Raw genomic sequence first — 21997 nt, 5'->3', positions numbered from 1 at the left:
AAGTTCCCGTGACGCGGATCCGTATCCCGGCCGACGGCGTCTTCGAGGGCATGGAGTGGGGGCAACGCCACGTGGGTGGCGAACCGTCGTCCGAGGGCTGCCTCGTCGCGGCGATCCGTGTGCCGGTACGCATCGTCGTCCTGGTCCTCGTCGTGCCGGTCCGCCTGGCCTGGGACGCCCTCGCCGCGGCCGGCCGCTTCGTGTGGAGGCGGTGCCTGGTGCCACTGGCGCGCGGGGTGGGCCGGCTGCTGCACGGGCTTCTCGTGGTGCCGGTGGTGTGGCTGTGGCGTTACGCACTCGCGCCGGTCCTGCGCATCCTCGTCGCCGTCCCCGCCCAATGGCTGTACACGTACGTCCTCACCCCGCTCGGCCGGGCAATCGCCGTACTGGGCAAGGGAGTTGGCGCCGTCCTCGCTGTCGTCGGGCGGGCGCTCGGCGTCGCACTCGTGTGGCTGACCAAGGCGCTGTTGGTCTGGCCGTGGGCCGTCCTCTGGCGCTACGTACTCAGCCCCGTCCTCGTGCCCGTGGGACGGGCGCTCCTGATCCTCGTACGGGAGATCGGTGACGCGCTCGGGCACGCGTGGCGGGTGGCCGGGTATGTGTCGCGGGCCGTCGGACGGTTCCTCGGGCGGATTCTTCGGTGGATCTTCGTCGACCCGGCGCGCTGGGTGTACCGCTCCGTGTGCACCCCGCTCGGCCACTTCGTCCGGGACACCCTCTGGCGCCCCACCCGCCAGATCCTCGCGGCGGCGCGCGCGAGCGTCCGGCAGGCGAGGGCCGACGTGCGCAGGGCGCTGTTCGGCGCCCCGCGAGCGGAACCCGAACCGCTGGTAAGGGACCGGCGGGAACCTGGATCCGTTCCGACACGTACTCTTGGTAGCAGTACGACCGCACTCACGAAGACCGCATTCATTAAGGATTAGGACACTGGGCAAGCGACAGCCCGAAGGCCCGCCGCCCGCACCCGCGGTGCAGCGCATCCGACTGCGCTACACCAAGCGCGGCCGCCTCCGGTTCACCAGCCACCGAGACTTCCAGCGCGCCTTCGAGCGTGCCCTGCGCCGCGCCGAGGTACCCATGGCGTACTCGGCGGGGTTCACGCCGCACCCGAAGGTGTCGTACGCCAATGCCGCACCCACCGGCACGGGCAGCGAAGCCGAGTACCTGGAGATCGCGCTCACCGAAGCGCGCGACCCCGAAACGCTGCGCGAGCTCCTCGACGAGTCGCTGCCCACCGGGCTCGACATCACCGAGGCCGTCGAGTCCCGCACCTCGGGCCTCGCCGACCGGCTCACCGCTTCCATCTGGGAGCTGCGCCTCGACGGCATCGAGGCCGCACAGGCCAAGGCCGCCGCGGACGCGTTCATGGCGGCCGAGACCGTCGAGGTCCAGCGCCGCACGAAGAACGGGATGCGGACGTTCGACGCCCGCGCCGCAGTCGTGAGCCTCGAAGCCGCCGAGGCCTCGCAGGGATACGACGACCTGGCTGATAGGCCGACCGACAAGGCCTGTGCGATACTGCGCCTGGTTGTTCGGCACGTGACGCCTGCCGTTCGACCCGACGACGTCCTGTCCGGTCTCCTAGCCGTGGCCGACCTGGCGCCGCCGGTCCCCGCAGCGGTGACCAGGCTGGCGCAGGGGCTTTTCGATGAAGAGACCGGCACGGTGACCGACCCGCTCGCGCCCGACCGCGAGGCAGCCGAGGCCGCATCACCCGCACGCGGGGGAAGCGCCACGACGGCCGCCGCGGCGGCGCCGGTGCCAGGTTCAGCGTAAGGACGGTCGTCACCGCGCAGCCCTCGTACTCGGGAGCCACCTGGGTCGGGCAGCGCACGAACCCAAGGACTTTCGCCAGGCCGTACGCACACATGGCGTACGGAACCGGCGAGAACAGACAGAGAGCTCCCGTGCGGCGCCCGCGCCCCGGACGGCGGCACCGCGCAGGAAAGCGCGAGCCGCGGACGTCACCGGACCAGGCGCGGCGCCCGGGAGCCTGACGGGAGATCCACCCGACATGCTCGAGCCGACCGAGCCCACCGACGCGACTTCGTCCGTGGGATCCGACAACAACAGCCCCAGCGACACCCTGCCGCCGCGCCGCCGGCGCCGCGCCGCGTCGCGCCCCGCGGGCCCGCCCACGGGTGCCGCCGCCGGTACCGCCCCCGCCGCGACGGCCGCAGCTCAGGCCGAGGAGCCCGCGGCCCCCGCCGCAGAGGCCGAGGCCCCGGCCCAGGACGCCGCACCCGCCGGCCGCCCGCGCCGCCGCGCCACGCGCCGCGCCGCCAGCCCCGCCGGCGCACCCAAGACTTCCGACGTGGCCGAGAGCGCCCCGGCCGAGACCGCTGCCGCCGCCGCGCCCGCCGTCGCCGAGGAGACCGCCCCCGAGCCGGAGGCCGCGCCCGCCGGGCGTCCGCGCCGCCGTGCCACGCGCCGCGCCTCTGCCCCCGCCGGTGCGCCCCAGCAGGCCGAGGCCGCCGTTGTGAGCGAGCCCGCCGCCGAAGCCGCGGCCCCGGCCGCCGAAGCCGTCACGCCCGAGCCCGCGCAGGCCCCCGAGCCGGAGGCCGCGCCCGCCGGACGTACCCGCCGCCGTGCCACCCGTCGCGCCTCCGCCCCCGCCGGTGCCCCCGAGGCGGCCGCCGAGCAGGCCGAGCCCGCCGTGACCGAGGCCCCCGAGGCGAAGGCTCCCAAGGCCGAGGCTCCCAAGGCCGAGGCCCCCGCCGTGTCCGACGAGGATGCGGAAGGCGGGCGTCGCCCGCGTCGCCGTGCCACCCGCAAGGCCGCCGTCGGCTTCTCCGAGCCCGCGCGCTCCGCCAAGAAGTCCGCGCGTGCCGCCGAGCCCGCCGCCGAAGAGACCAAGGGCGGACGCCGTCCCGCGCGGCCGTCCGTCGCCGTCTTCCAGGCGCCGGTCTTCGCCGAGCCGATGTTCCAGACCCCCGAGCGCGCCGCTGCCGCTGCCGCCGCCGAGGCCGCCGTCGAGGAAGAGGAGGCCGCCGAGGCCGAGGCTCCCGTCGAGACGGTGACCGTGGCGGACGTCGTGGCCGAGGAGACCCCGCGCCGTCGCCGCCGCCGTGGCCGCGCCGCCGAGGAGCAGCCCGCAGCGCCGGTCGAGCAGCCCGCCGCCGAGGAGAGCGCCGAGGCCGAGGAGGCCGAGGGCGACCAGGAGCACGAGGACCAGGACGAGCAGGGCGACCGCCCGACGCGCCGCCGTCGCCGCGGTGGCCGCCGCCGTCGTCGCGGTGACTCCGCGGACGCAGAGTCGGACGAGCGTTCCGACGACGAGGCCGAGGCCGCCGACGAGAGCGCCGAGGCCGAGCACGCCGAGGAGGGCGACGAGGAGGAGGCCGACGAGCGCGAGGAGACCGGCGCGGCCGGCTCCAGCAGCAGCCGTCGCCGCCGTCGCCGTCGCCGCCGCGCGGGCGACGCGTCCACCGACACCGAGCCGGGCGACAGCGACCCCGAGCGCACCGTCGTGAAGGTCCGCGAGCCCCGCAAGCAGGAGGAGCGCGGCACCGGCGCCGACGAGGTCCAGTCCATCAAGGGCTCGACCCGCCTGGAGGCCAAGAAGCAGCGCCGCCGCGAGGGCCGTGAGCAGGGCCGCCGCCGCGTCCCGATCATCACCGAGGCCGAGTTCCTGGCCCGCCGCGAGGCCGTCGAGCGCGTCATGGTCGTCCGCCAGAACGGCGAGCGCACCCAGATCGGCGTGCTCGAGGACGACATCCTCGTCGAGCACTACGTGAACAAGGAGCAGTCGACCTCGTACGTCGGCAACGTGTACCTGGGCAAGGTCCAGAACGTGCTGCCGTCCATGGAGGCCGCCTTCATCGACATCGGCAAGGGCCGCAACGCGGTGCTCTACGCCGGTGAGGTCAACTTCGAGGCGCTCGGCATGGCCAACGGGCCGCGCCGCATCGAGTCCGCCCTCAAGTCCGGCCAGTCCGTCCTCGTACAGGTCACCAAGGACCCGATCGGCCACAAGGGCGCCCGCCTGACCAGCCAGGTCTCGCTGCCCGGCCGCTACCTGGTCTACGTGCCCGAGGGCTCGATGACCGGCATCAGCCGCAAGCTGCCCGACACCGAGCGCGCACGCCTGAAGACCATCCTCAAGAAGATCGTCCCCGAGGACGCGGGCGTCATCGTGCGCACCGCCGCCGAGGGCGCGAGCGAGGACGAGCTGCGCCGCGACGTCGAGCGTCTGCAGGCCCAGTGGGAAGAGATCCAGAAGAAGTCCAAGCAGATCTCGACGTCGTCGCCGAGCCTGCTGTACGGCGAGCCGGACATGACCGTCCGCGTCGTGCGCGACATCTTCAACGAGGACTTCTCCAAGGTCATCGTCAGCGGTGACGACGCCTGGGGGACCATCCACGGCTACGTGAACCACGTGGCGCCCGACCTGGCCGACCGCCTGTCGAAGTGGACCTCCGAGGTCGACGTCTTCGCGACGTACCGGATCGACGAGCAGCTCGCCAAGGCGCTCGACCGCAAGGTCTGGCTGCCCAGCGGCGGTTCGCTGGTGATCGACAAGACCGAGGCGATGATCGTCGTCGACGTCAACACCGGCAAGTTCACCGGCCAGGGCGGCAACCTCGAAGAGACCGTGACGAGGAACAACCTCGAAGCGGCCGAGGAGATCGTGCGCCAGCTGCGGCTGCGCGACCTGGGCGGCATCGTCGTCATCGACTTCATCGACATGGTCCTGGAGTCCAACCGCGACCTCGTCCTCCGTCGCCTGCTCGAATGCCTGGGCCGGGACCGTACGAAGCACCAGGTCGCCGAGGTCACCTCGCTCGGCCTGGTCCAGATGACCCGTAAGCGCGTCGGCCAGGGTCTCCTGGAGTCCTTCTCCGAGACCTGCGTCCACTGCAACGGCCGTGGCGTGATCGTCCACATGGAGCAGCCCACGTCCACCGGTGGCGGCGGCAAGCGCAAGAAGCGCGGCCGCGGCGGCAACGGCGAGCAGGCGCACGAGCACGACCACGAGCAGGTCACTCCGGAGACGGAGGCCGAGGAGGTCGAGACCGAGGCCGAGGTCGCCGCCGAGGTCGCGGCTCCCGTCGCGCTCGCCGAGCCCGAGTTCGTACCGGACGAGGAGCTCTACAGCAGCCCCGCCGAGGCGGAGGCCGCTGCTCGCGGTGGCCGTTCGCGTCGTCGGGCGTCCCGCAGGGCGTCGGCTCCGGCCGGCGCGCCCAAGGCCGAGGCCGCGGCCCCGGTCGTGACGCCCGAGCCTGAGGCTCCGCAGGTCGAGGCTCCCGTCGAGGTTCCCAAGGTCGAGGCCGAGCCCGTCGTGGCGGAGGCCGCCCCGGTCGACGAGGCCGCTCCCAAGGGCCGTATGCGTCGTCGGGCGACCCGTAAGGCGTCGGCTCCGGCCGGTTCGCCGAAGGCCGCCGAGGCCGAGGTCACCGTCACGCCCGCCAAGCCCGAGCCCGTCGCCGAGGAGAAGGCGGAGCCCGAGGCAGTTGCGGTCCCGGAGCCCGTCGAGAGCGCGGCCCCGGCCCGCCCGCGTCGCCGCGCCGTCCGCAAGGCCACCGCGCCCACCGCGTCCGCGGAGGCGGCCGTCACGGTCGTCCCGTCGGCCACGGAGGCCCCGGCCGAGCCGGCGAAGGCCGAGCCGGAGGCCGTCGAGCCGGAGGCCGTCGAGGAGGCGCCCGCCGCCAAGAAGACGGCCCGTAAGACGGCCAAGAAGGCGCCGGCGAAGAAGGCCGCCACCAAGAAGACGACGGCCAAGAAGACGACGACGGCCAAGAAGACCGCCGCCAAGAAGACGACGGCCAAGAAGGCGGCGACCAAGACCGCCGCCAAGAAGACGGCCGCCAAGAAGACCGTGGCGGCCGAGCAGCAGGCTCAGTCGTCCGTCTCCGCGGCGGCCGACGAGGCCTGAGCACTCCGCTGATCCGGTCCCGACGCCCCCGTGCCGCCTTCCGCGGCGCGGGGGCGTCGGTGTGTCAGAGTGCTGCTCACGGCCTGTTTCGCGCCAGTTGCGGCGCCCCACCTCTTGGGGACCGGTCAACTACCTGTAAAACTCATCGAGCCGGAAGAGTGAGCAAGGGATGACCCACGTGTCCGCGCTCTGGGGAGATGACGCGGGCCGTGGGAACGGGGAGGGACAGTGATGGCGCACGCGCGTCTGAGAGGCACGGGCCGCCACCGCGCCGTGAGACCGGTCAAGGGCGGGAAGCAGGCCGTGGCGCTCGCCACCGTCCTGTCGGCGGCGGGGATCCAGGCCGTTTCCACGGGGACCGCGTCCGCGGACGTCCCGACGTGGACCGAAGGGCCGATCTTCAACGACCCGAACGGCACCGCGGACCAGCAGTACGCGATCCGCACCCGGCTCATAGAGCTGACGAACGCGGCCCTGCCCGGCTCGGTCATCAAGGTCGCGGTCTACCACGTGTGGGAGGCCCCGGTCGTCGACGCGCTCGTCGCCGCCAAGAACCGCGGCGTGAACGTGCAGATACTGCTCGACGAGTCCAGCGTCAGCGACCGGCCCACCAACACGGCGTACGCCACCCTGAAGTCGGCCCTCGGCACCAGCAGGACCAGCTCGTCCTTCGTGACGCTGTGTCCGGCGCACAAGTCCTGCCTGGGCGATCCCAAGTTCGGCCAGTCGATCATGCACAACAAGTTCTGGCTGTTCTCCGAGGTCGAGGGCGCCCGGAACGTCGTCGTACAGACCACGTCGAACTCGACGCCGTCGGCGCACACGAAGTTCTACAACGACGCGCTGATGCTGCCGAACAACAGCGTGATGTACGAGGCGTACTCGGACTACTTCACGGAGATGACCGGCAAGAGCTGGTCGACCTGGGACTACCGCACCGTCAGCAGCGGCCTCTACAAGGCGTACTTCTTCCCGCGCGCCGGCACGGTCAACGAGTCGGACACCATGTACTCGGTCCTCAACAACGTCGCCTGCACCTACAAGGACCCGGTGACCGGCGCCGCCAGGAAGACCGTCGTCCGCGCCGCGATCTTCAAGGTCACCCGCAAGCAGATCGCGGACAAGCTGGTCTCGCTGAAGAAGGCGGGCTGCGCCGTCAGCCTGATGTACGCGGAGACCGACAGCGCCAAGAGCCAGGGCGGCACGAAGGGCACCTGGGAGGCACTGCACGCCACCGGCGGCCCCTCACTGCGCTGCTTCAACGACGACCGGGATCCGCTCAACCCGGGCAAGAAGCTCACGACGCCGTACATCATCCACTCGAAGTACCTGCTCATCGACGGCATGTACGACGGCAAGCGGAACAAGGTCACCTTCACCGGGTCGCAGAACTACACGGGCCCCGCGCTGCGCGAGAACGACGAGGCGATCGTCAAGGTCGACGACGACCACGTGCACGACGCCTACCGTGACCACTTCAACCGGGTGTGGAACGTCACCTGGCCCGGCACCGCCGACGCCACCGACCTCTGCAAGGGCGTGAAGCCGCTGCCGCAGGACGGTGAGAAGCCGCCCGCGTAGCGGCGAGCACCCGTCGCGTCGCAGCGGAGCCGATTTTGCCCTTTCGGCGGGTGACCCGTAACCTTGACCGTCGGCGTGTTTTGAGCGCCGCACCCCTGAGCACCTCACCTCCCGGTTCCGCCGGGGGAGGCCGCTCGATCGTTGCTTTCGCCATGATCACATCGCGCCTTCGGGCACGTGCCTGCGGCTGGCTTCAGGGGTTTCCGTTCCGAGCGAGAGAGAGATCCGCGTGTACGCCATCGTGCGCAGCGGTGGTCGCCAGCACAAGGTTGCTGTCGGCGACATCGTTGAGGTTGACAAGATTTCCACTGCCAATGTTGGCGACACGGTCGAGCTCTCGACCCTGCTCGTTGTCGACGGCGACGCCGTGACGAGCGACCCGTGGGTCCTTGCCGGCATCAAGGTCCAGGCCGAGGTCGTGGACCACCACAAGGGCGCGAAGATCGACATCCTTCGCTACAAGAACAAGACCGGCTACCGCCGTCGCCAGGGTCACCGCCAGCAGTACACGGCGATCAAGGTCACCGGTATCCCCACGGCTGCGAAGTAAGGGACTGAGACAAGATGGCACACAAGAAGGGCGCATCGTCCACTCGGAACGGTCGCGACTCCAACGCTCAGCGGCTCGGTGTGAAGCGCTTCGGCGGTCAGACCGTTAACGCCGGTGAGATCCTGGTCCGCCAGCGCGGCACCCACTTCCACCCGGGCACGGGCGTCGGTCGCGGTGGCGACGACACCCTGTTCGCGCTGAACCCCGGCGCGGTGGAGTTCGGTACGCACCGCGGCCGCAAGGTCGTGAACATCGTTCCGGTCGCCTGAAACCCCTAGTTCCTAGGACTCAGGCTCCGTAGAGCGTTTCGCGAGGGCGGACCTTGCTCCCGGTTCCGAAGCTTCGGCTTCGGTTCGGGAAGCAGGTCCGCCTTTCGCGTGTTTCTAATGAGTGCGGTGAAGCCGGCGCGACGCTGAAGCCGGGCTCTGTCACCGCAGAGCCAAGACATTTCCGTAGTTTTCTGGAGGCACTGAACCATGACCACCTTCGTGGACCGCGTCGAACTGCATGTCGCCGCGGGTAACGGAGGCCACGGCTGTGCCTCCGTCCACCGTGAGAAGTTCAAGCCGCTCGGTGGACCCGACGGCGGTAACGGCGGCCGTGGCGGCGACGTCATCCTGGTCGTCGACCAGGACGTGACGACGCTCCTCGACTACCACCACTCGCCGCACCGCAAGGCGACCAACGGCAAGCCCGGCGAGGGCGGCAACCGCTCCGGCAAGGACGGCCAGGACCTCGTCCTGCCCGTGCCCGACGGCACCGTCATCCTCGACAAGGCGGGGAACGTGCTCGCCGACCTCGTCGGCCAGGGCACGACATACGTCGCCGCGCAGGGCGGCCGTGGCGGCCTCGGCAACGCGGCCCTCGCCTCGGCCCGCCGCAAGGCCCCCGGCTTCGCGCTCCTCGGCGTCCCCGGTGACCTCCAGGACATCGTCCTCGAGCTCAAGACGGTCGCCGACATCGCGCTCGTGGGCTACCCGAGCGCCGGCAAGTCGTCCCTCATCTCGGTCCTGTCGGCCGCCAAGCCGAAGATCGCCGACTACCCCTTCACGACGCTCGTCCCGAACCTCGGCGTCGTCACGGCCGGCTCGACCGTCTACACGATCGCCGACGTCCCGGGTCTCATCCCGGGCGCCAGCCAGGGCAAGGGCCTCGGCCTTGAGTTCCTGCGGCACGTCGAGCGCTGCTCGGTGCTCGTGCACGTACTGGACACGGCCACCCTCGAATCGGACCGTGACCCCGTCTCCGACCTCGACATCATCGAGGAGGAGTTGAAGCAGTACGGCGGGCTCGACGACCGGCCGCGCCTCGTCGTCCTCAACAAGATCGACGTGCCGGACGGCCAGGACCTCGCGGACATGGTCCGCCCCGACCTGGAGGCCCGCGGCTACCGCGTCTTCGAGGTGTCGGCGGTGGCCCACCGCGGTCTCAAGGAGCTGTCCTTCGCGCTCGCCGAGATGGTCGCCGCGGCCCGCGCCGCGAAGCCCAAGGAGGAGGCGACCCGCATCGTCATCCGTCCGAAGGCCGTCGACGACTCGGGCTTCACGGTCGAGCAGGAGGAGGACGGCCTCTTCCGCGTGCGCGGCGAGAAGCCGGAGCGCTGGGTGCGCCAGACCGACTTCAACATCGACGAGGCCGTCGGCTACCTCGCCGACCGCCTCAACCGCCTCGGTGTCGAGGAGGCCCTGATGAAGGCGGGCGCGGTCGCGGGCGACGGCGTGGCCATCGGTCCCGAGGACAACGCGGTCGTCTTCGACTGGGAGCCCACGCTCATGGCGGGCGCCGAGATGCTCGGCCGCCGAGGCGAGGACCACCGCTTCGAGGCCCCCCGCCCGGCCGCCCAGCGCCGCCGCGACAAGCAGGCGGAACGCGACGACGCGGAGCGCGAGTACGACGACTTCGAGCCGTTCTAGGGGCGAGCAGGTCGGCTGACCGGGGCCACAGGGGCGCACGCCGCCGCTGTGGCCCCGCCGTGCGTCTGGTGGACGCTCTGGCGCGGCCGCGCCGTGTCGCGGGGCGCTCGTCCATGTTCTACGGGGTCATAGGGGGCGGGTAGCCCGCCCCCTATATCCGCCGCGACGGCGATCAGCCCCCGCCGGGGTCGTCGGCGGTGCCGGACTCGGCGCACGCTGTGCGGCAGCCGTTCGCCGGGCCACTGACATGGGGAAGGCCCCCGGGAAATCTCCCGGGGGCCTTCCCCATTTCCAGTACCGCGCGGAGCGCAGTGTCACGTGCTGACGGAGTCACCCGGTTCCAGGATCTCCGCCATCTCGTCCGCCGCGTCGGCGTCCCGCTGGCCGGGGATCTCCGCAGCGAGGCGGGACTCCATGCGGACGCGGCGCTCGTCGGCCTGGGCGCACAGCGCGCGTACCGCCGCGTTGAAGCGGTCCAGGGACGGCGGGTCGGAGGGGCCCAGGAGGTGCTCCTTGAGCTCCGCGCGGGCCTCCGCGTGGGAATCCGTCTCCGGGTCGCGCACGGCCGCGAGAAGGGCCGGTACCTCCGTCGCCTCCGGCGTCAGGATCGTCGCCGCGCTCACCGTCGGGAACCCGGCGCGGAAGTCACCCTCGGACATGCCCGAGGTGTTCGCGACGGCGTACGGCTTCTCGCTGGTCAGCCAGTCCGAGACGACCGAGGAGACATCGCTGATGAGGACGTCGGCCTGGTTGAAGCAGGTGAAGATCGCCGGGCGGGCGTCCGTGATGACGCGGTGCTCCCACTCCGGGAACGACGCCCAGTACGCGTCCTCCCAGGCAGCGGTCGCCTCGGCCACCGCGGCCGACCGGTTCCCGTCGGGCTTGCCCTGGAGCATCATCCGCTCCATCTCGTCCACGCTCGGCCGGAACACCGTGGAGGTCAGCTTGTCGAGCGCAGCGGCGCGCCGCGCCAGCTCGACGGCGGCCTCGGGCCCGGGCCGCTCACCGGAACGCTTCGCGGCGGCGTCACGGACCATCGCCTTGATGCGCTCGTTCGCGGCACCGGCACGCGGGTCGACGGAACCGGTCATCGGGTGCGGCTTGTAGAGCAGGCGGACGTTCTCGTCGGCGAGCAGGTGCCGCACGATGTTCTCGCCGGCGAGCGGCACGGACGTATTGCCCGGGTTGCCGTCCCAGCCCTCCCAGGTGGGGGCGTAGAGGACGGTCGTGTACTTGCCCTTCGAGGCGCCCGTGGAGCGCTTGATGGGCGACAGCTGGGGGCGGCCCACCTCGACGACGTCCTTGTCCTCGACGCCGATGTCGGCGAGCTGGTACCGGTCGCGGGCCGCGGGGCCGGCCACCCACACCTCGTCGTAAGCCTTCGCGTACGGGTTGCAGGAGGACAGCTTGTCGCTCTCGCCGTGGTTGATGAAGGCGTGCTTGAGCGTCGGGATACGCAGGACCTGCGAGGTCTTCGCGGCGTTCGCCGGGTGCAGCATCATCTTCAGCGTCGAGTTCTCCAGGGAGAACATCGTGGCGACGCGCGGGAAGCAGATGATCGGCACGTCGGTCGCGTCGATCTTCTGGACCATGAACCGCTCACGCAGCACGATCAGCGGCTTGCCGTCGACCGCCGCGAGCGTGGAGAGCCACATGTTGGCCTGGTACGCGGACGACGTGCCACCGGAGAAGTACATCGCGACCGTCGGCTTGTAGTCGGCCAGCCAGCGGTCGAGCCACGCCATGACCTTCTGCTCGCTCAGGGCGCGCTTCTTGGGGAGCAGCCACGTGGCGAGGTGGGCCGTGCCGCCGGCGAGCAGCGCGATCGAGACGCCGAGACCGACGCCGCCCCACAGGGCGTTCGTGGTGACGGCGGTGACCAGCAGGCCGATCGTGCCGGGGATGGCGAACGTGAGCAGACGGTGGCCGGGGCGCCGGGACAGGATCCGCGGCGGGGCGGCGGAAAGCCGCAGCTCGGACGCGTCGATGTTCCGCGTCACGATGGGCAGCGCGCGCGAACGGCGGACGAGGACGGCCACGGCCTGGCACACGAAGTGCAGACCGTAGAAGGAGAGCAGCGTGATGGTGAGGGGGGACTGCTCTTCCAGCGGCTCGATGCCGTCGATGCGCAGGAGGCCCACCAGGATGAGCATGTCGCGCAGCAGCTGCCGGACCGTGACGTCGAACCGGATCTTGCCCAGGAGCGACAGCAGACCGGGCTGCTTGTACTGCAGGTACGTGTCGAGGGCGAGACCCGCAGCGCTCGCTGCGACGAATACCGGGACGAACGGGATCAGCGCGCTGACGAGCTGAGCCGTGTAGAGCGCGAACATCGCGAACAGTGCGGTGAGCTGCACGACGCGGCGGGGGGCGAGTCCGGCGGAGGGCACTGGGCGGGGCTCCTGGAAACGGTCGGGTAGGGCGGGCAAAGAATAGTGGGGGTTCAGGCGTTCGTCTGACGAAGGCCGACCACCGACCGTATGACTTTCGCGCCCTGACTAGCAATCCTTCGTGATACCTATCACCGGATAAAGGGGCAAAGGGTCCGGAACCAATGGGAAGGAATTCGCATCCGCCCCCCGGGCACAGGAAATTCCCGTGTGCCCACGCGCGTCCGCCCCTCGGAACTCGGAGGCGCCGCACCGCGCCCCTCACGTAGATTGCTTGACGAGGGCCATGGTCAGTAGCTGCTTATCAGGGCCGTGGTCAGTCAGCACTTTTGGGGAAGCACGTGTCAGCGGCAGGGCAGGACATGAGGCAGGGCGTGGCGGAAGCCACCAGGATCGTCGTCAAGGTCGGATCCTCCTCACTCACCACCGCACAGGGCGGCCTCGACGCGGACCGGGTCGACGCCCTCGTCGACGTGCTCGCCAAGGTCCGCAGCGGCGGCGAGAAGGAGATAGTGCTCGTCTCCTCGGGTGCCATCGCGGCCGGACTCGCGCCGCTCGGCCTGCGCCGCCGCCCCAAGGACCTCGCCCGCCAGCAGGCGGCCGCCAGCGTCGGCCAGGGCCTCCTCGTGGCCCGCTACACGGCGTCCCTCGCGCGCTACGGCGTACGCGTCGGCCAGGTGCTCCTCACCAGCGACGACATGGCCCGCCGCGCCCACCACCGCAACGCGTCGCGCACCCTCGACCAGCTCCTCGCCATGGGCGCCCTGCCCGTGGTGAACGAGAACGACACCGTCGCCACGGACGAGATCCGCTTCGGCGACAACGACCGCCTCGCCGCCCTGGTCGCCCACCTGGTCAACGCCGACCTCCTCGTCCTCCTCTCGGACGTCGACGGCCTCTACGACGGCGACCCCAGCAAGCCCGGCAGCGCCCGTATCTCCGAGGTCCGCGGCCCCGCCGACATCGCGCACGTCAAGATCGGCAGCGCGGGCAAGGCGGGCGTCGGCACCGGCGGCATGGTCACCAAGGTGGAGGCGGCCGGGATCGCCGCCGCCGCGGGCATCCCCGTCGTCCTCACCAGCGCGGTGCACGCCGCCGACGCGCTCGCGGGCCGCGACACCGGCACCTACTTCCACCGCACGGGCCGGCGCAGCTCCGACCGCCTCCTGTGGCTCCAGCACGCCTCCACCCCGCAGGGCGCGCTCACGCTCGACGACGGGGCCGTCAAGGCGGTCGTCGAGGGCCGCAAGTCCCTCCTGCCGGCGGGCATCGAGGCCGTCGAGGGCGAGTTCGGCGCCGGCGACCCCGTGGAACTGCGCGACACGGCCGGGCGGGCCGTCGCGCGGGGTCTGGTGAACTTCGACGCCAAGGAGATCCCGCAGCTCATCGGCCGCTCCACCAGGGAACTGGCCCGCGAACTCGGCCCCGCGTACGAGCGCGAGGTCGTGCACCGGGACGACCTGGTTCTGCTGCACGGCTGACGGCCTCGGTATTCGGCCCGCACGGACGAACCCGCGCCCGCGAAATCGCGTCGCGCACTCGATGGCCTGACGCCGGACGCATGTGATTGACGTCGCCATTGACGGCGGAACGTGAAGATCCGGCGTCCGCAGCGGTCGTAAACCGTGTAAACGGCTGAAAGGCGGGCCTTGTGTGGGGGACCTTCCCCAAAACCACCCCACGAGGGCGCTTGGCCTGCTCAACTTTGATTCAGGAAGTTCCGCACGACCATTGCGCAAAGGAGGCCGTCGTGAGGCGAGCGCGCCCGGGGGCCGCGTCCCGAGGGTCGGCGGAGCGGGCACTGACCAGCGTCGCGGCCGGCGAGTCGTACCAGCCCGGCGGGCGGGAGGAGAGCGCCGTGACGGAGGAAGGGCCCCGCCTCTGGCATGTCACCCTCAGCGTGTCCGGCGCCGACGCGCCCCTCGCGGAAGTGCGCCGCGGCCTCGAACAGCTGGCGCACGACCACCCCTTCCTGCTCACGAGCCGGTACGCCGTCGACCACGCCGAGATCCGCTACTGGGAAGAGGCCCGCGACCTGCACGACGCGGCCGCCGTGGCCCTGCGCCTGTGGGGCGAGCACCGCCAGACCTCCCAGCTCCCGCCCTGGGAGATCGTCGGCCTCGAGGTCATCGACCGCGACACCTACCACCAGCGCATCGCCGAGGGATACGGCCCGCTCCCTGCCACCCCGGTGGGCGTACACCCGTTTTAGGTCACATCTCAGGGAACGGAACGGACGCCGAATCGGCTCGCCGGGCGCATTACCCTGCCGATATGACCTCGCTCTCCCCGTACGACTCGATGACTCCCGTGGCCCAGGCGGCCTACCGTGCCAGGGCCGCGGCCGCCACCCTCGCACCGCTGCCGCGGGCCGCGAAGGACGACGCGCTCGCGGCGATCGCCGACGCGCTCGAAGTGCGTACCGCCGAGATCGTCGAGGCCAACGCCAAGGACATCGCGCGCGCCCGCGAGGCCGGCACCAGCGAGTCGATCATCGACCGCCTCACGCTCACCCCCGAGCGGGTCCGCGCCATCGCCGCCGACGTGCGCGACGTCGTCGCCCTGCCCGACCCGGTCGGCACGGTCGTGCGCGGCAACACCCTCCCGAACGGCATCGACCTGCGCCAGGTCCGCGTCCCGCTCGGCGTCGTCGGCATCATCTACGAGGCCCGGCCCAACGTCACCGTCGACGCCGCCGCCCTCTGCCTCAAGTCGGGCAACGCCGTCCTCCTGCGCGGCAGCTCCTCCGCGTACGAGTCGAACACCGCCCTCGTGCGCGTGCTGCGCGACGCCGTCGGCGGCTCCGGGCTGCCCGCGGACGCGATCCAGCTCGTGCCCGGCGAGAGCCGCGACTCCGTCACCGAGCTGATGCGGGCCCGCGGCCTCGTCGACGTCCTCATCCCGCGCGGCGGCGCCTCCCTCATCAAGAACGTCGTCGAGAACTCGATCGTCCCCGTCATCGAGACCGGCACCGGCAACTGCCACGTCTACGTGGACGCCGCCGCCGACATCGACATGGCCGTCGACATCCTCGTCAACTCCAAGGCCCAGCGCCCCAGCGTCTGCAACGCCGCCGAGACCCTCCTCGTCCACCAGGACATCGCCGACGCCTTCGTGCCGCGCGCCCTGGAGGCCCTCGCCGAGGCCGGCGTCACCGTGCACGGCGACGAGCGCTTCCTCGCGTACGCCGAGGGCTCCAAGGCCACCGTCGTCGAGGCGACCCCGGAGGACTGGGAGACCGAGTACCTGTCCTACGACATCGCCGCCGCCGTCGTGCACTCCCTGGACGCGGCCGTCGAGCACATCCGCCTCTGGTCGTCCGGCCACACCGAGGCCATCGTCACCACCTCGCAGCAGGCGGCCCGCCGGTTCACCCAGCTGGTCGACTCCACGACCGTGGCCGTGAACGCGTCGACGCGCTTCACCGACGGCGGCCAGTTCGGCTTCGGAGCGGAGATCGGCATCTCCACCCAGAAGCTGCACGCCCGGGGCCCCATGGGCCTCCCGGAGCTCACGAGCACCAAGTACATCGTCACGGGCGACGGACACATCCGATAGCCACGAGGGCGGCGGTGCGGGGCAAGGGGAATTCCCGCACCGGCTGCCCAAATCGACCCCCCAGGTCTACTCTGGACGCGTGCCGGACGACGTGGGGGGCATGCCGTTCCCGGACGGCTGGAAGCCCGACGACGAGCGCGACCGCGGAGGCGCGGACGAAGAGTTCGCCTCCGTGGTCTTCGACGAGGCCTTCGTACAGGCCGCCGAGATCCACGAACCCAGCGCCGTCGAGCGGCTGCTCGCCGCCGCGGAGGCGCGCGCCGAGGCCCAGGAGGCCGAGGCCCGCAGAGCCCGTACGCGTGGCTCGGGCGTGGACGACGACCTCTACGACGACGGGTACGGACCCGGACCGCACGGCGGATTCGCGCACGGCCCGGACGACGACGACCTCTACGACCCCGATGACGACGACCGTCTGCGCACCGGCGCCTACGCGTCGAGCGTGCGCTGGCGCCGCCCCGTCGCCTGGGCGCTCGCCGTCCTGATGGGCGTCGGCATGGTCGCCCTCGCCTTCTCCGCCGTCTACCGCGGCGCGTCCTCCTCCGGGCGCCAGGAGCAGGTCCCGCCGCCCGCCACGACCGAGCTGGAGAAGGGCTTCCCGGCGGCCCCCTCGGCGCCGGCCGATCATTCCCGGCCACCGGTCGCCGCGACCCCGCGCACCCGCTGACAACGGCGTTGCCGGCCTGTCCGAAGTTGTCGTGTACCTGGGCGTTTACCGGACCCCTCCGCGACCTACCCTGAAGGTATGGGCGGGCCAGGAAACCCTCCGGACGGCGCCCCCGACGGCGCTCCGGGCAGTGGTGGAGAGGACGAGTACCGATCCGTCGTCTTCGACGAGTCGTTCATCAAGGCTGCCCGGCTCCAGGAGTTCTCCGCGCACGAGCGCATCGAGGACCACGCGCCCGCGGTGCGCCGACGCCCCGGAGCGCGCCGCGGCTTCAGCAAGCAGGCCGTACTCCTCGTCGTCCTGATCCTCGTCGCCTTCGGGACGGCGATCTACATGGGCGTACGCAACCCGTATCTGCACCCGGCGGCGCGAGGCGCCGACCCGCTGCGGATGACCGTCGTCCCCCTCGCCCCGGCCGGACCCGTGCCCGGCGCGACATCGGTCCCCGAGCTGTACGCGCACAGCCCCGCCGCCCAGTTCAGGACCGCCGCCGAAGGCATCAACCTGCCCCCGGCCGAGCGCACGGCGCACTTCTCGCAGAGCCAGGTCCTCTCAGCCCTGACGACGGCGAAGGACTACCTCGTCGAGTCCTCGCTCGACCCCGACGTCCTCACCCACAACGCCGTACGGCCCGTGCGGATCCTGCTCGACCCGCAGCAGCTCGGCCAGTTCGACCAGAGCGTCGCCCGGCCCGCCGCCGACGGCCGGCACCAGGCCACCGGCTGGCTCGTCCGCTTCGACCCGGCCAAGGCCCAGCTCGCCGACAACCGGATCCGGGTCCAGGGCACCCTGCGCGTCGCCGAGAGCGACACGGACACCCTCGAAGTCACCTCCGACCACACCTTCGTCTACGCGCTGCGCCCGGCCGGCGCACCCGCCGACTCGAAGGCGTCCCTGTTCACCGTCCGCCGCGAGCTGCACTTCCGCTTCGACCGGAACGACCTGCGGATGCACCAGGCCGAGCTGACCGTCAGCTATCTGCAGGCCGGGCCGCTGTCCTGCTCCGTGGACTCGGCAGGCCACCTGAGCCCGCTCCTCGCGGGCCAGAAGCCGGCGAAGGGCGGCCCGGCCGTCACTGACCCGTTCGCGACGGGCGACGCGGCGGGGGCGGCCCTGTGCGGGGCGTTGTCGCCGAAGGCGCAGCCGTCGGTCTGATCGGCCCCCACAGGAGCTACGGGGTTTGCGCCCCGTCCCCGTCCGGCGTCCCGTGATTGCCCGTGTTGCCGCCGCCGCTCGTGCCGCCGCCGAACTTGCCGAACAGCTTGCCGCCCAGGTCGCCCGCGCCGCCCGCGATGTCCGTGACCAGCTTCATCAGCGGGTCCTTGGAGCTGCGCACATGGTCCGCGTAGTGCGAGGCCGACTGGCGGAACGAGTCGGTGACCGACGTGTCCTTGTCCTCGGTGCGGCGCGGGTAGTGGCCGTCCATGATCCGCTGGTAGTCGCGGGTCGCCGCCCACTTCTTCAGCTCGGCCGCGCGGACGGTGGTGAAGGGGTGCGTGCGCGGCAGCACGTTGAGGATCTTCAGGACGGAGTCGCGCAGGTCACCCGCTTGCTCGTACTCGTCGGCCTGGGCGAGGAACGCGTCCACGTTCATCTCGTGCAGATGGTTGCCGCCCGCGATCTTCATCAGGCCGCGCATCGACGCCTGGAGGTCCTGGCCGGCCAGCAGCCCCGCGCGGTCCGCCGACAGCTCCGACTTGCGGAACCACTCGCGCAGCGCCGTGACGATCGCCATGATCGCGAGGTTGCCCAGCGGGATCCACGCGACGCGGAGCGCCAGGGTGGTCAGGAACAGCAGTATCGTCCGGTAGACCGCGTGGCCGGACAGCGCGTGGCCCACCTCGTGGCCGACGACCGCCCGCATCTCCTCCTCGTCGAGCAGCTCCACGAGACCCGTCGTGACGACGATGATCGGCTCGTCGAGACCGATGCACATCGCGTTCGGCTGGGGGTCCTGGTTGACGTACATCGGCGGGACCTTCTCCAGGTCCAGGATGTAACAGGCGTCCCGCAGCATGTCGTTGAGGTGCGCGAACTGCTCGTCGGAGACCCGTACCGAGTCGGACAGGAACAGCAGACGCAGGCTGCGCTCGGGCAGCAGGCCGCTGAGCGCCTTGAAGACCGTGTCGAAACCGCTGAGCTTGCGCAGCGCGACCAGGGCCGAACGGTCGGCCGGGTGCTCGTACGCACGCGAGGAGATTCCCTCGAAGCGCCGCCGCTGCCTGCTCGGTACGCGCTCGTTCCGGTCGTCGTGGACGTCGGACATGCTTCCCCCATGTTCGTGTGCCTGCGTGTTCTGTTGTGCCCCCGAGGAGGTCTCCACAGTAGGCGGAGTTACCGTGGCAGGGCAGCAGCACAGAAGGAGCGAAACACACCATGGAGTACACCTCCGGCGCGGCCTGGCTCACCCACGTGGTCAGCGCCGCCTCCTACGGGCAGCAGGGTGCGGGCAATCTGCTGCGCACGGTCATCGTCGTCGGCGTGGTCGGCAGCGCCTTGCTCGGCTGGTTCCTGCTGCGCGGCTACAAGCGCGACGACTGACGGCGGGACGGGCCGCGGGCTGCGCGCCGGAGGCTGACGGCGACAGGTCGCCGGGAGCGGCCGCGGGCTGGGCGGATGCCCGTACGGCAGAGTCGGGGTGATCTCCGGAGACGGCCCCGCATACGATGGGCCCGAAGTCTTTATGCAGACTTCATGTCTCCACCAGAAGCACCCAGAACGCGACTCCCCATCCCGTCTCACCCGGATAGGTCCTGCTGACGATGAGCCTCCACAGCACCGCTGCCCAGCTGGCCACCCTCGCCGCCGAGGGCGGCGAGCACGGCGGCAACCACCCGAGCCTCAGCCCCTACCTCACCGGCGGCGGCGCCCTGTTCGTGCTGCTTCTGCTGCTCTGGATCACGACCCGCTTCAACCGGGACCGCTAGACCCCCTGCCGACGAAGGCAACCCGACCGGGCCAGTAGGCTCTGCACGCATGGGAGAGCAGGACATGCCTACCGGCCCGGTGAACGGCCCGGCCGGCGGCCCGGACCGGGCACGGATCAGCACCGCCAAGCGGCGCCTCGGCGTCATGGGCGGAACGTTTGACCCGATCCACCACGGACACCTGGTGGCCGCCAGCGAGGTCGCCGCGCAGTTCCACCTCGACGAGGTCGTCTTCGTGCCGACCGGCCAGCCGTGGCAGAAGACCGACCGCCGGGTCACCCCGGCCGAGGACCGCTACCTGATGACGGTCATCGCGACCGCCGAGAACCCGCAGTTCTCGGTCAGCCGCATCGACATCGACCGCGGCGGACCGACGTACACCACGGACACGCTGCGCGATCTGCGCGCGCTCAATCCGGACACGGATCTCTTCTTCATCACGGGCGCCGACGCCCTCGGCCAGATCCTCACCTGGCGGTACACGGAAGAACTGTTCTCCCTCGCGCACTTCATCGGGGTCACCCGGCCGGGACACCCGCTGACCGACCCCGGTCTGCCCGAGGGCGGTGTCTCGCTCGTCGAGGTGCCGGCCCTCGCCATCTCGTCCACGGACTGCCGCGCGCGGGTCGCCAAGGGTGACCCCGTCTGGTATCTCGTCCCGGACGGTGTGGTGCGCTACATCGACAAGCGAGAGCTGTACCGCGGCGAGTGAGCCAAGAGGGGCACCGGTGAACGACCGATACGACCGTTACTCGGGCAATTACTCGGGGGACGCGTCCCACACGTCCGACCAGTACGAACTCGTCGGCTACGACGAGTTCGGGCAGCCCGTGTACCGGCAGGCGCCCCAGCAGGCTCCCCAGTACGGGTACCCGCAGCAGAACCCCGACCAGGGCTACGGCTACGACCCGTACGCCGCCGGGCAGCAGCAACAGGCACCCACTTACGACCAGCCGTCCTACGGCCCGTCCGGCTACGACGGGGGCTCATCGGCGTACGACACGTACGACCCCTACGGGGCGGGCGCCCACGCGCAGCCGGGAACGCAGCCCATGCCTCCCGCGCCCGGACACGCCCCCGCCCACGACCCCTACGGGGCGGCCCCGGGGACGGCGCAGCAGCCGCGGGTCGAGGATCCGACGGCGACCGCGCACATCCCGGCCCAGCCCGCTCCCCGGGCCGAGCCCCCGCCGCCCGAGCACGACGTGGCACCCGAGTACCGGACCGAGCAGTTCTCCTTCGTGGAGGAGCCGGACGAGAACTCCGAAGACGTCATCGACTGGCTGAAGTTCACGGAGTCGCGCACCGAGCGCCGGGAGGAGGCCCGCCGCCGCGGCCGCAGCCGGATCGTCGCCCTGGTAGTCACCCTCGTCCTCTGCGTGACCGGCGGCGTCGGCTACCTCTGGTACGCGGGCAAGCTCCCCGGCTTCGGGTCCTCCGACGCGGCCAAGGGCGCCGCCGACACCGCGGGCCCGCAGAACCGCGACGTGATCATCGTCCACCTGCACAACACCAAGGGCGGCGGCACCTCCACGGCCCTGCTCGTGAACAACACCACCACCAAGCAGGGCACCACCGTCCTGCTCCCCAACTCCCTCGCCATGACGGACGACGAGGGCAGCCCGACGACCCTCGGCAAGTCCGTGAGCGCCGACGGGTCCTCCGGCACGCGTGACGCGATCGACACCGTCCTCGGCACGGACGTCGAAGGCACCTGGCGGCTCGACACCCCGTACCTCAACAACCTCGTCGAGCTCGTCGGCAACATCGACATCAACACGAACACCGACGTGCCCGACCCGGCCGCGAAGTCCGGCAAGAAGGGCAAGAGCACGGGCCCCCTGGTCCACAAGGGCGAGCAGCAGACGCTCAGCGGCCCGATGGCCGTGGCCTACGCCACGTACCGCGCGCCCGGCGAGGGCGAGACCGCGCAGCTCATGCGGTTCGGCCAGGTCATGCAGGGTGTCCTGCGCAAGATCTCGTCCGACCCGCAGGCCGCCACCGTCACCGTGCAGTCTCTCGCCCAGATCCTCGACCCGTCGCTGGGCGAGAAGGACCTCGGCGCCTTCCTCGCCAAGCTCGCCGACCGGGCCAAGGGCGGCGACTACAAGACCGCGCTCCTGCCCGTGCAGCAGGACGGCACCCTGTCCGAGCAGGCCACCGACAGCGTCGTCAAGGACGTCCTCGGCGGCACGGTCAAGAGCCCCGGCAAGGACGCCGCGGTCCGCGTCGGCATCAGGAACGCCACCGGTGTGAAGGACCGTACGGGTAAGGCCAGGGTCACCCTGATCAACGGCGGCTACACGTTCGTCGACGCCGGAACCGGAGCCGTGCCCCAGGCCGCGTCGCAGGTCACGTACTCCGACGCCGGCCGCAAGCAGGACGCCGTCGAGGTCGCCAAGACCCTGGGCCTGCCGACGAGCGCGGTCCGCCAAGGCAAGACCGTGGCGAACGCGGACGTGTCCGTGGTCCTCGGCCAGGACTACACCGGCGGACAGTAGGTAAGGACCACACCGGCAGACAGCAGGCACGGGCC

General features: G+C 71.3%; 18 protein-coding genes. 16 read left to right on the top strand and 2 right to left on the bottom strand.

The features are described from left to right. Positions 1–50 precede the first annotated feature (50 nt). The 7 genes from ABZ893_RS32765 to obgE all read left to right on the top strand — a co-directional run bounded on the left by ABZ893_RS32765 (position 51) and on the right by obgE (position 9919). On the top strand, positions 51–923 hold the full coding sequence (locus ABZ893_RS32765; RefSeq protein ID WP_361411393.1) for a hypothetical protein: 873 nt from the start codon (positions 51–53) through the stop codon (positions 921–923). 46 nt (positions 924–969) lie between these two features. After that, positions 970–1776 (top strand): TIGR03936 family radical SAM-associated protein, encoded by an 807-nt coding sequence (locus ABZ893_RS32760; RefSeq protein ID WP_361411336.1) that lies wholly within the window; start codon positions 970–972, stop codon positions 1774–1776. Positions 1777–2014: 238 nt separating this feature from the next. Beyond that, positions 2015–5875 carry an Rne/Rng family ribonuclease gene (locus ABZ893_RS32755; RefSeq protein ID WP_361411334.1) on the top strand — a complete coding sequence of 1287 codons (3861 nt, stop codon included), beginning with the start codon at positions 2015–2017 and terminating at the stop codon, positions 5873–5875. A 231-nt stretch (positions 5876–6106) separates the two neighbouring features. Next, entirely contained in the window at positions 6107–7456 is a 1350-nt protein-coding gene (locus tag ABZ893_RS32750; protein ID WP_361411332.1) for a phospholipase D-like domain-containing protein, read from the top strand. A 229-nt stretch (positions 7457–7685) separates the two neighbouring features. After that, entirely contained in the window at positions 7686–8006 is a 321-nt protein-coding gene (gene rplU / locus ABZ893_RS32745) for a 50S ribosomal protein L21 (protein ID WP_176161587.1), read from the top strand. Between the two features lie 14 nt (positions 8007–8020). Beyond that, a complete protein-coding gene (gene rpmA / locus ABZ893_RS32740; RefSeq protein WP_361411329.1) occupies positions 8021–8275 on the top strand; it encodes a 50S ribosomal protein L27 in 255 nt (84 codons plus the stop codon). 207 nt (positions 8276–8482) lie between these two features. Beyond that, positions 8483–9919, top strand: coding sequence for a GTPase ObgE (gene obgE / locus ABZ893_RS32735; RefSeq protein ID WP_361411327.1), 1437 nt, complete (start codon positions 8483–8485; stop codon positions 9917–9919). Positions 9920–10233: 314 nt separating this feature from the next. On the opposite strand, the gene ABZ893_RS32730 is transcribed toward obgE, so the two are convergent. Beyond that, the gene (locus tag ABZ893_RS32730; protein WP_361411325.1) at positions 10234–12309 is read right to left on the bottom strand and encodes a hypothetical protein; all 2076 of its coding nucleotides are present in this window, start codon (positions 12307–12309) and stop codon (positions 10234–10236) included. Between the two features lie 374 nt (positions 12310–12683). On the opposite strand from ABZ893_RS32730, the gene proB reads away from it, so the two are divergent. The 5 genes from proB (at position 12684) to ABZ893_RS32705 (ending at position 17689) form a co-directional block, all read left to right on the top strand. After that, complete coding sequence (proB, locus tag ABZ893_RS32725; protein WP_361411323.1) at positions 12684–13790, top strand: glutamate 5-kinase; 1107 nt, start codon at positions 12684–12686, stop codon at positions 13788–13790. 269 nt (positions 13791–14059) lie between these two features. Beyond that, on the top strand, positions 14060–14521 hold the full coding sequence (locus ABZ893_RS32720) for a hypothetical protein (RefSeq protein WP_361411321.1): 462 nt from the start codon (positions 14060–14062) through the stop codon (positions 14519–14521). A gap of 62 nt (positions 14522–14583) precedes the next feature. After that, positions 14584–15867 carry a glutamate-5-semialdehyde dehydrogenase gene (locus ABZ893_RS32715; RefSeq protein ID WP_361411319.1) on the top strand — a complete coding sequence of 428 codons (1284 nt, stop codon included), beginning with the start codon at positions 14584–14586 and terminating at the stop codon, positions 15865–15867. 100 nt (positions 15868–15967) lie between these two features. Continuing rightward, positions 15968–16534, top strand: a complete 567-nt coding sequence (locus ABZ893_RS32710; protein ID WP_361411391.1) for a hypothetical protein — start codon at positions 15968–15970, stop codon at positions 16532–16534. 78 nt (positions 16535–16612) lie between these two features. Beyond that, on the top strand, positions 16613–17689 hold the full coding sequence (locus ABZ893_RS32705) for a hypothetical protein (RefSeq protein ID WP_361411317.1): 1077 nt from the start codon (positions 16613–16615) through the stop codon (positions 17687–17689). A gap of 16 nt (positions 17690–17705) precedes the next feature. Here the strand turns inward: ABZ893_RS32705 and ABZ893_RS32700 are convergent, their stop codons facing one another. Next, positions 17706–18800 carry a M48 family metallopeptidase gene (locus ABZ893_RS32700; RefSeq protein WP_361411315.1) on the bottom strand — a complete coding sequence of 365 codons (1095 nt, stop codon included), beginning with the start codon at positions 18798–18800 and terminating at the stop codon, positions 17706–17708. Between the two features lie 110 nt (positions 18801–18910). Between ABZ893_RS32700 and ABZ893_RS32695 the strand changes: the two genes are divergently transcribed. The 4 genes from ABZ893_RS32695 to ABZ893_RS32680 all read left to right on the top strand — a co-directional run bounded on the left by ABZ893_RS32695 (position 18911) and on the right by ABZ893_RS32680 (position 21962). Next, a complete protein-coding gene (locus tag ABZ893_RS32695) occupies positions 18911–19075 on the top strand; it encodes a hypothetical protein (RefSeq protein ID WP_361411313.1) in 165 nt (54 codons plus the stop codon). 221 nt (positions 19076–19296) lie between these two features. Then, positions 19297–19461 carry a hypothetical protein gene (locus ABZ893_RS32690; RefSeq protein ID WP_189492240.1) on the top strand — a complete coding sequence of 55 codons (165 nt, stop codon included), beginning with the start codon at positions 19297–19299 and terminating at the stop codon, positions 19459–19461. Between the two features lie 49 nt (positions 19462–19510). Further along, positions 19511–20173: a nicotinate-nucleotide adenylyltransferase gene (gene nadD / locus ABZ893_RS32685; RefSeq protein ID WP_361411311.1), complete on the top strand. Its 663-nt coding sequence runs from the start codon at positions 19511–19513 to the stop codon at positions 20171–20173. 16 nt (positions 20174–20189) lie between these two features. After that, complete coding sequence (locus ABZ893_RS32680) at positions 20190–21962, top strand: LytR C-terminal domain-containing protein (RefSeq protein ID WP_361411309.1); 1773 nt, start codon at positions 20190–20192, stop codon at positions 21960–21962. Positions 21963–21997 lie beyond the last annotated feature (35 nt).

It is taken from the genome of Streptomyces sp. NPDC046821 (assembly GCF_040645335.1).
Lineage (GTDB): Bacteria > Actinomycetota > Actinomycetes > Streptomycetales > Streptomycetaceae > Streptomyces.
This window is presented reverse-complemented; position numbering and strand designations above follow the sequence as displayed.

Excerpts from the sequence above, each read along its gene's own strand:
- ABZ893_RS32765 (WP_361411393.1), top strand. The coding sequence starts at position 51 with ATGGAGTGGGGGCAACGCCACGTGGGTGGCGAACCGTCGTCCGAGGGC.
- ABZ893_RS32755 (WP_361411334.1), top strand. The coding sequence starts at position 2,015 with ATGCTCGAGCCGACCGAGCCCACCGACGCGACTTCGTCCGTGGGATCC.
- ABZ893_RS32750 (WP_361411332.1), top strand. The coding sequence starts at position 6,107 with ATGGCGCACGCGCGTCTGAGAGGCACGGGCCGCCACCGCGCCGTGAGA.
- rpmA (WP_361411329.1), top strand. The coding sequence starts at position 8,021 with ATGGCACACAAGAAGGGCGCATCGTCCACTCGGAACGGTCGCGACTCC.
- obgE (WP_361411327.1), top strand. The coding sequence starts at position 8,483 with ATGACCACCTTCGTGGACCGCGTCGAACTGCATGTCGCCGCGGGTAAC.
- ABZ893_RS32715 (WP_361411319.1), top strand. The coding sequence starts at position 14,584 with ATGACCTCGCTCTCCCCGTACGACTCGATGACTCCCGTGGCCCAGGCG.
- ABZ893_RS32710 (WP_361411391.1), top strand. The coding sequence starts at position 15,968 with ATGCCGTTCCCGGACGGCTGGAAGCCCGACGACGAGCGCGACCGCGGA.
- ABZ893_RS32705 (WP_361411317.1), top strand. The coding sequence starts at position 16,613 with ATGGGCGGGCCAGGAAACCCTCCGGACGGCGCCCCCGACGGCGCTCCG.
- ABZ893_RS32700 (WP_361411315.1), bottom strand. The coding sequence starts at position 18,800 with ATGTCCGACGTCCACGACGACCGGAACGAGCGCGTACCGAGCAGGCAG.
- ABZ893_RS32695 (WP_361411313.1), top strand. The coding sequence starts at position 18,911 with ATGGAGTACACCTCCGGCGCGGCCTGGCTCACCCACGTGGTCAGCGCC.
- ABZ893_RS32690 (WP_189492240.1), top strand. The coding sequence starts at position 19,297 with ATGAGCCTCCACAGCACCGCTGCCCAGCTGGCCACCCTCGCCGCCGAG.
- nadD (WP_361411311.1), top strand. The coding sequence starts at position 19,511 with ATGGGAGAGCAGGACATGCCTACCGGCCCGGTGAACGGCCCGGCCGGC.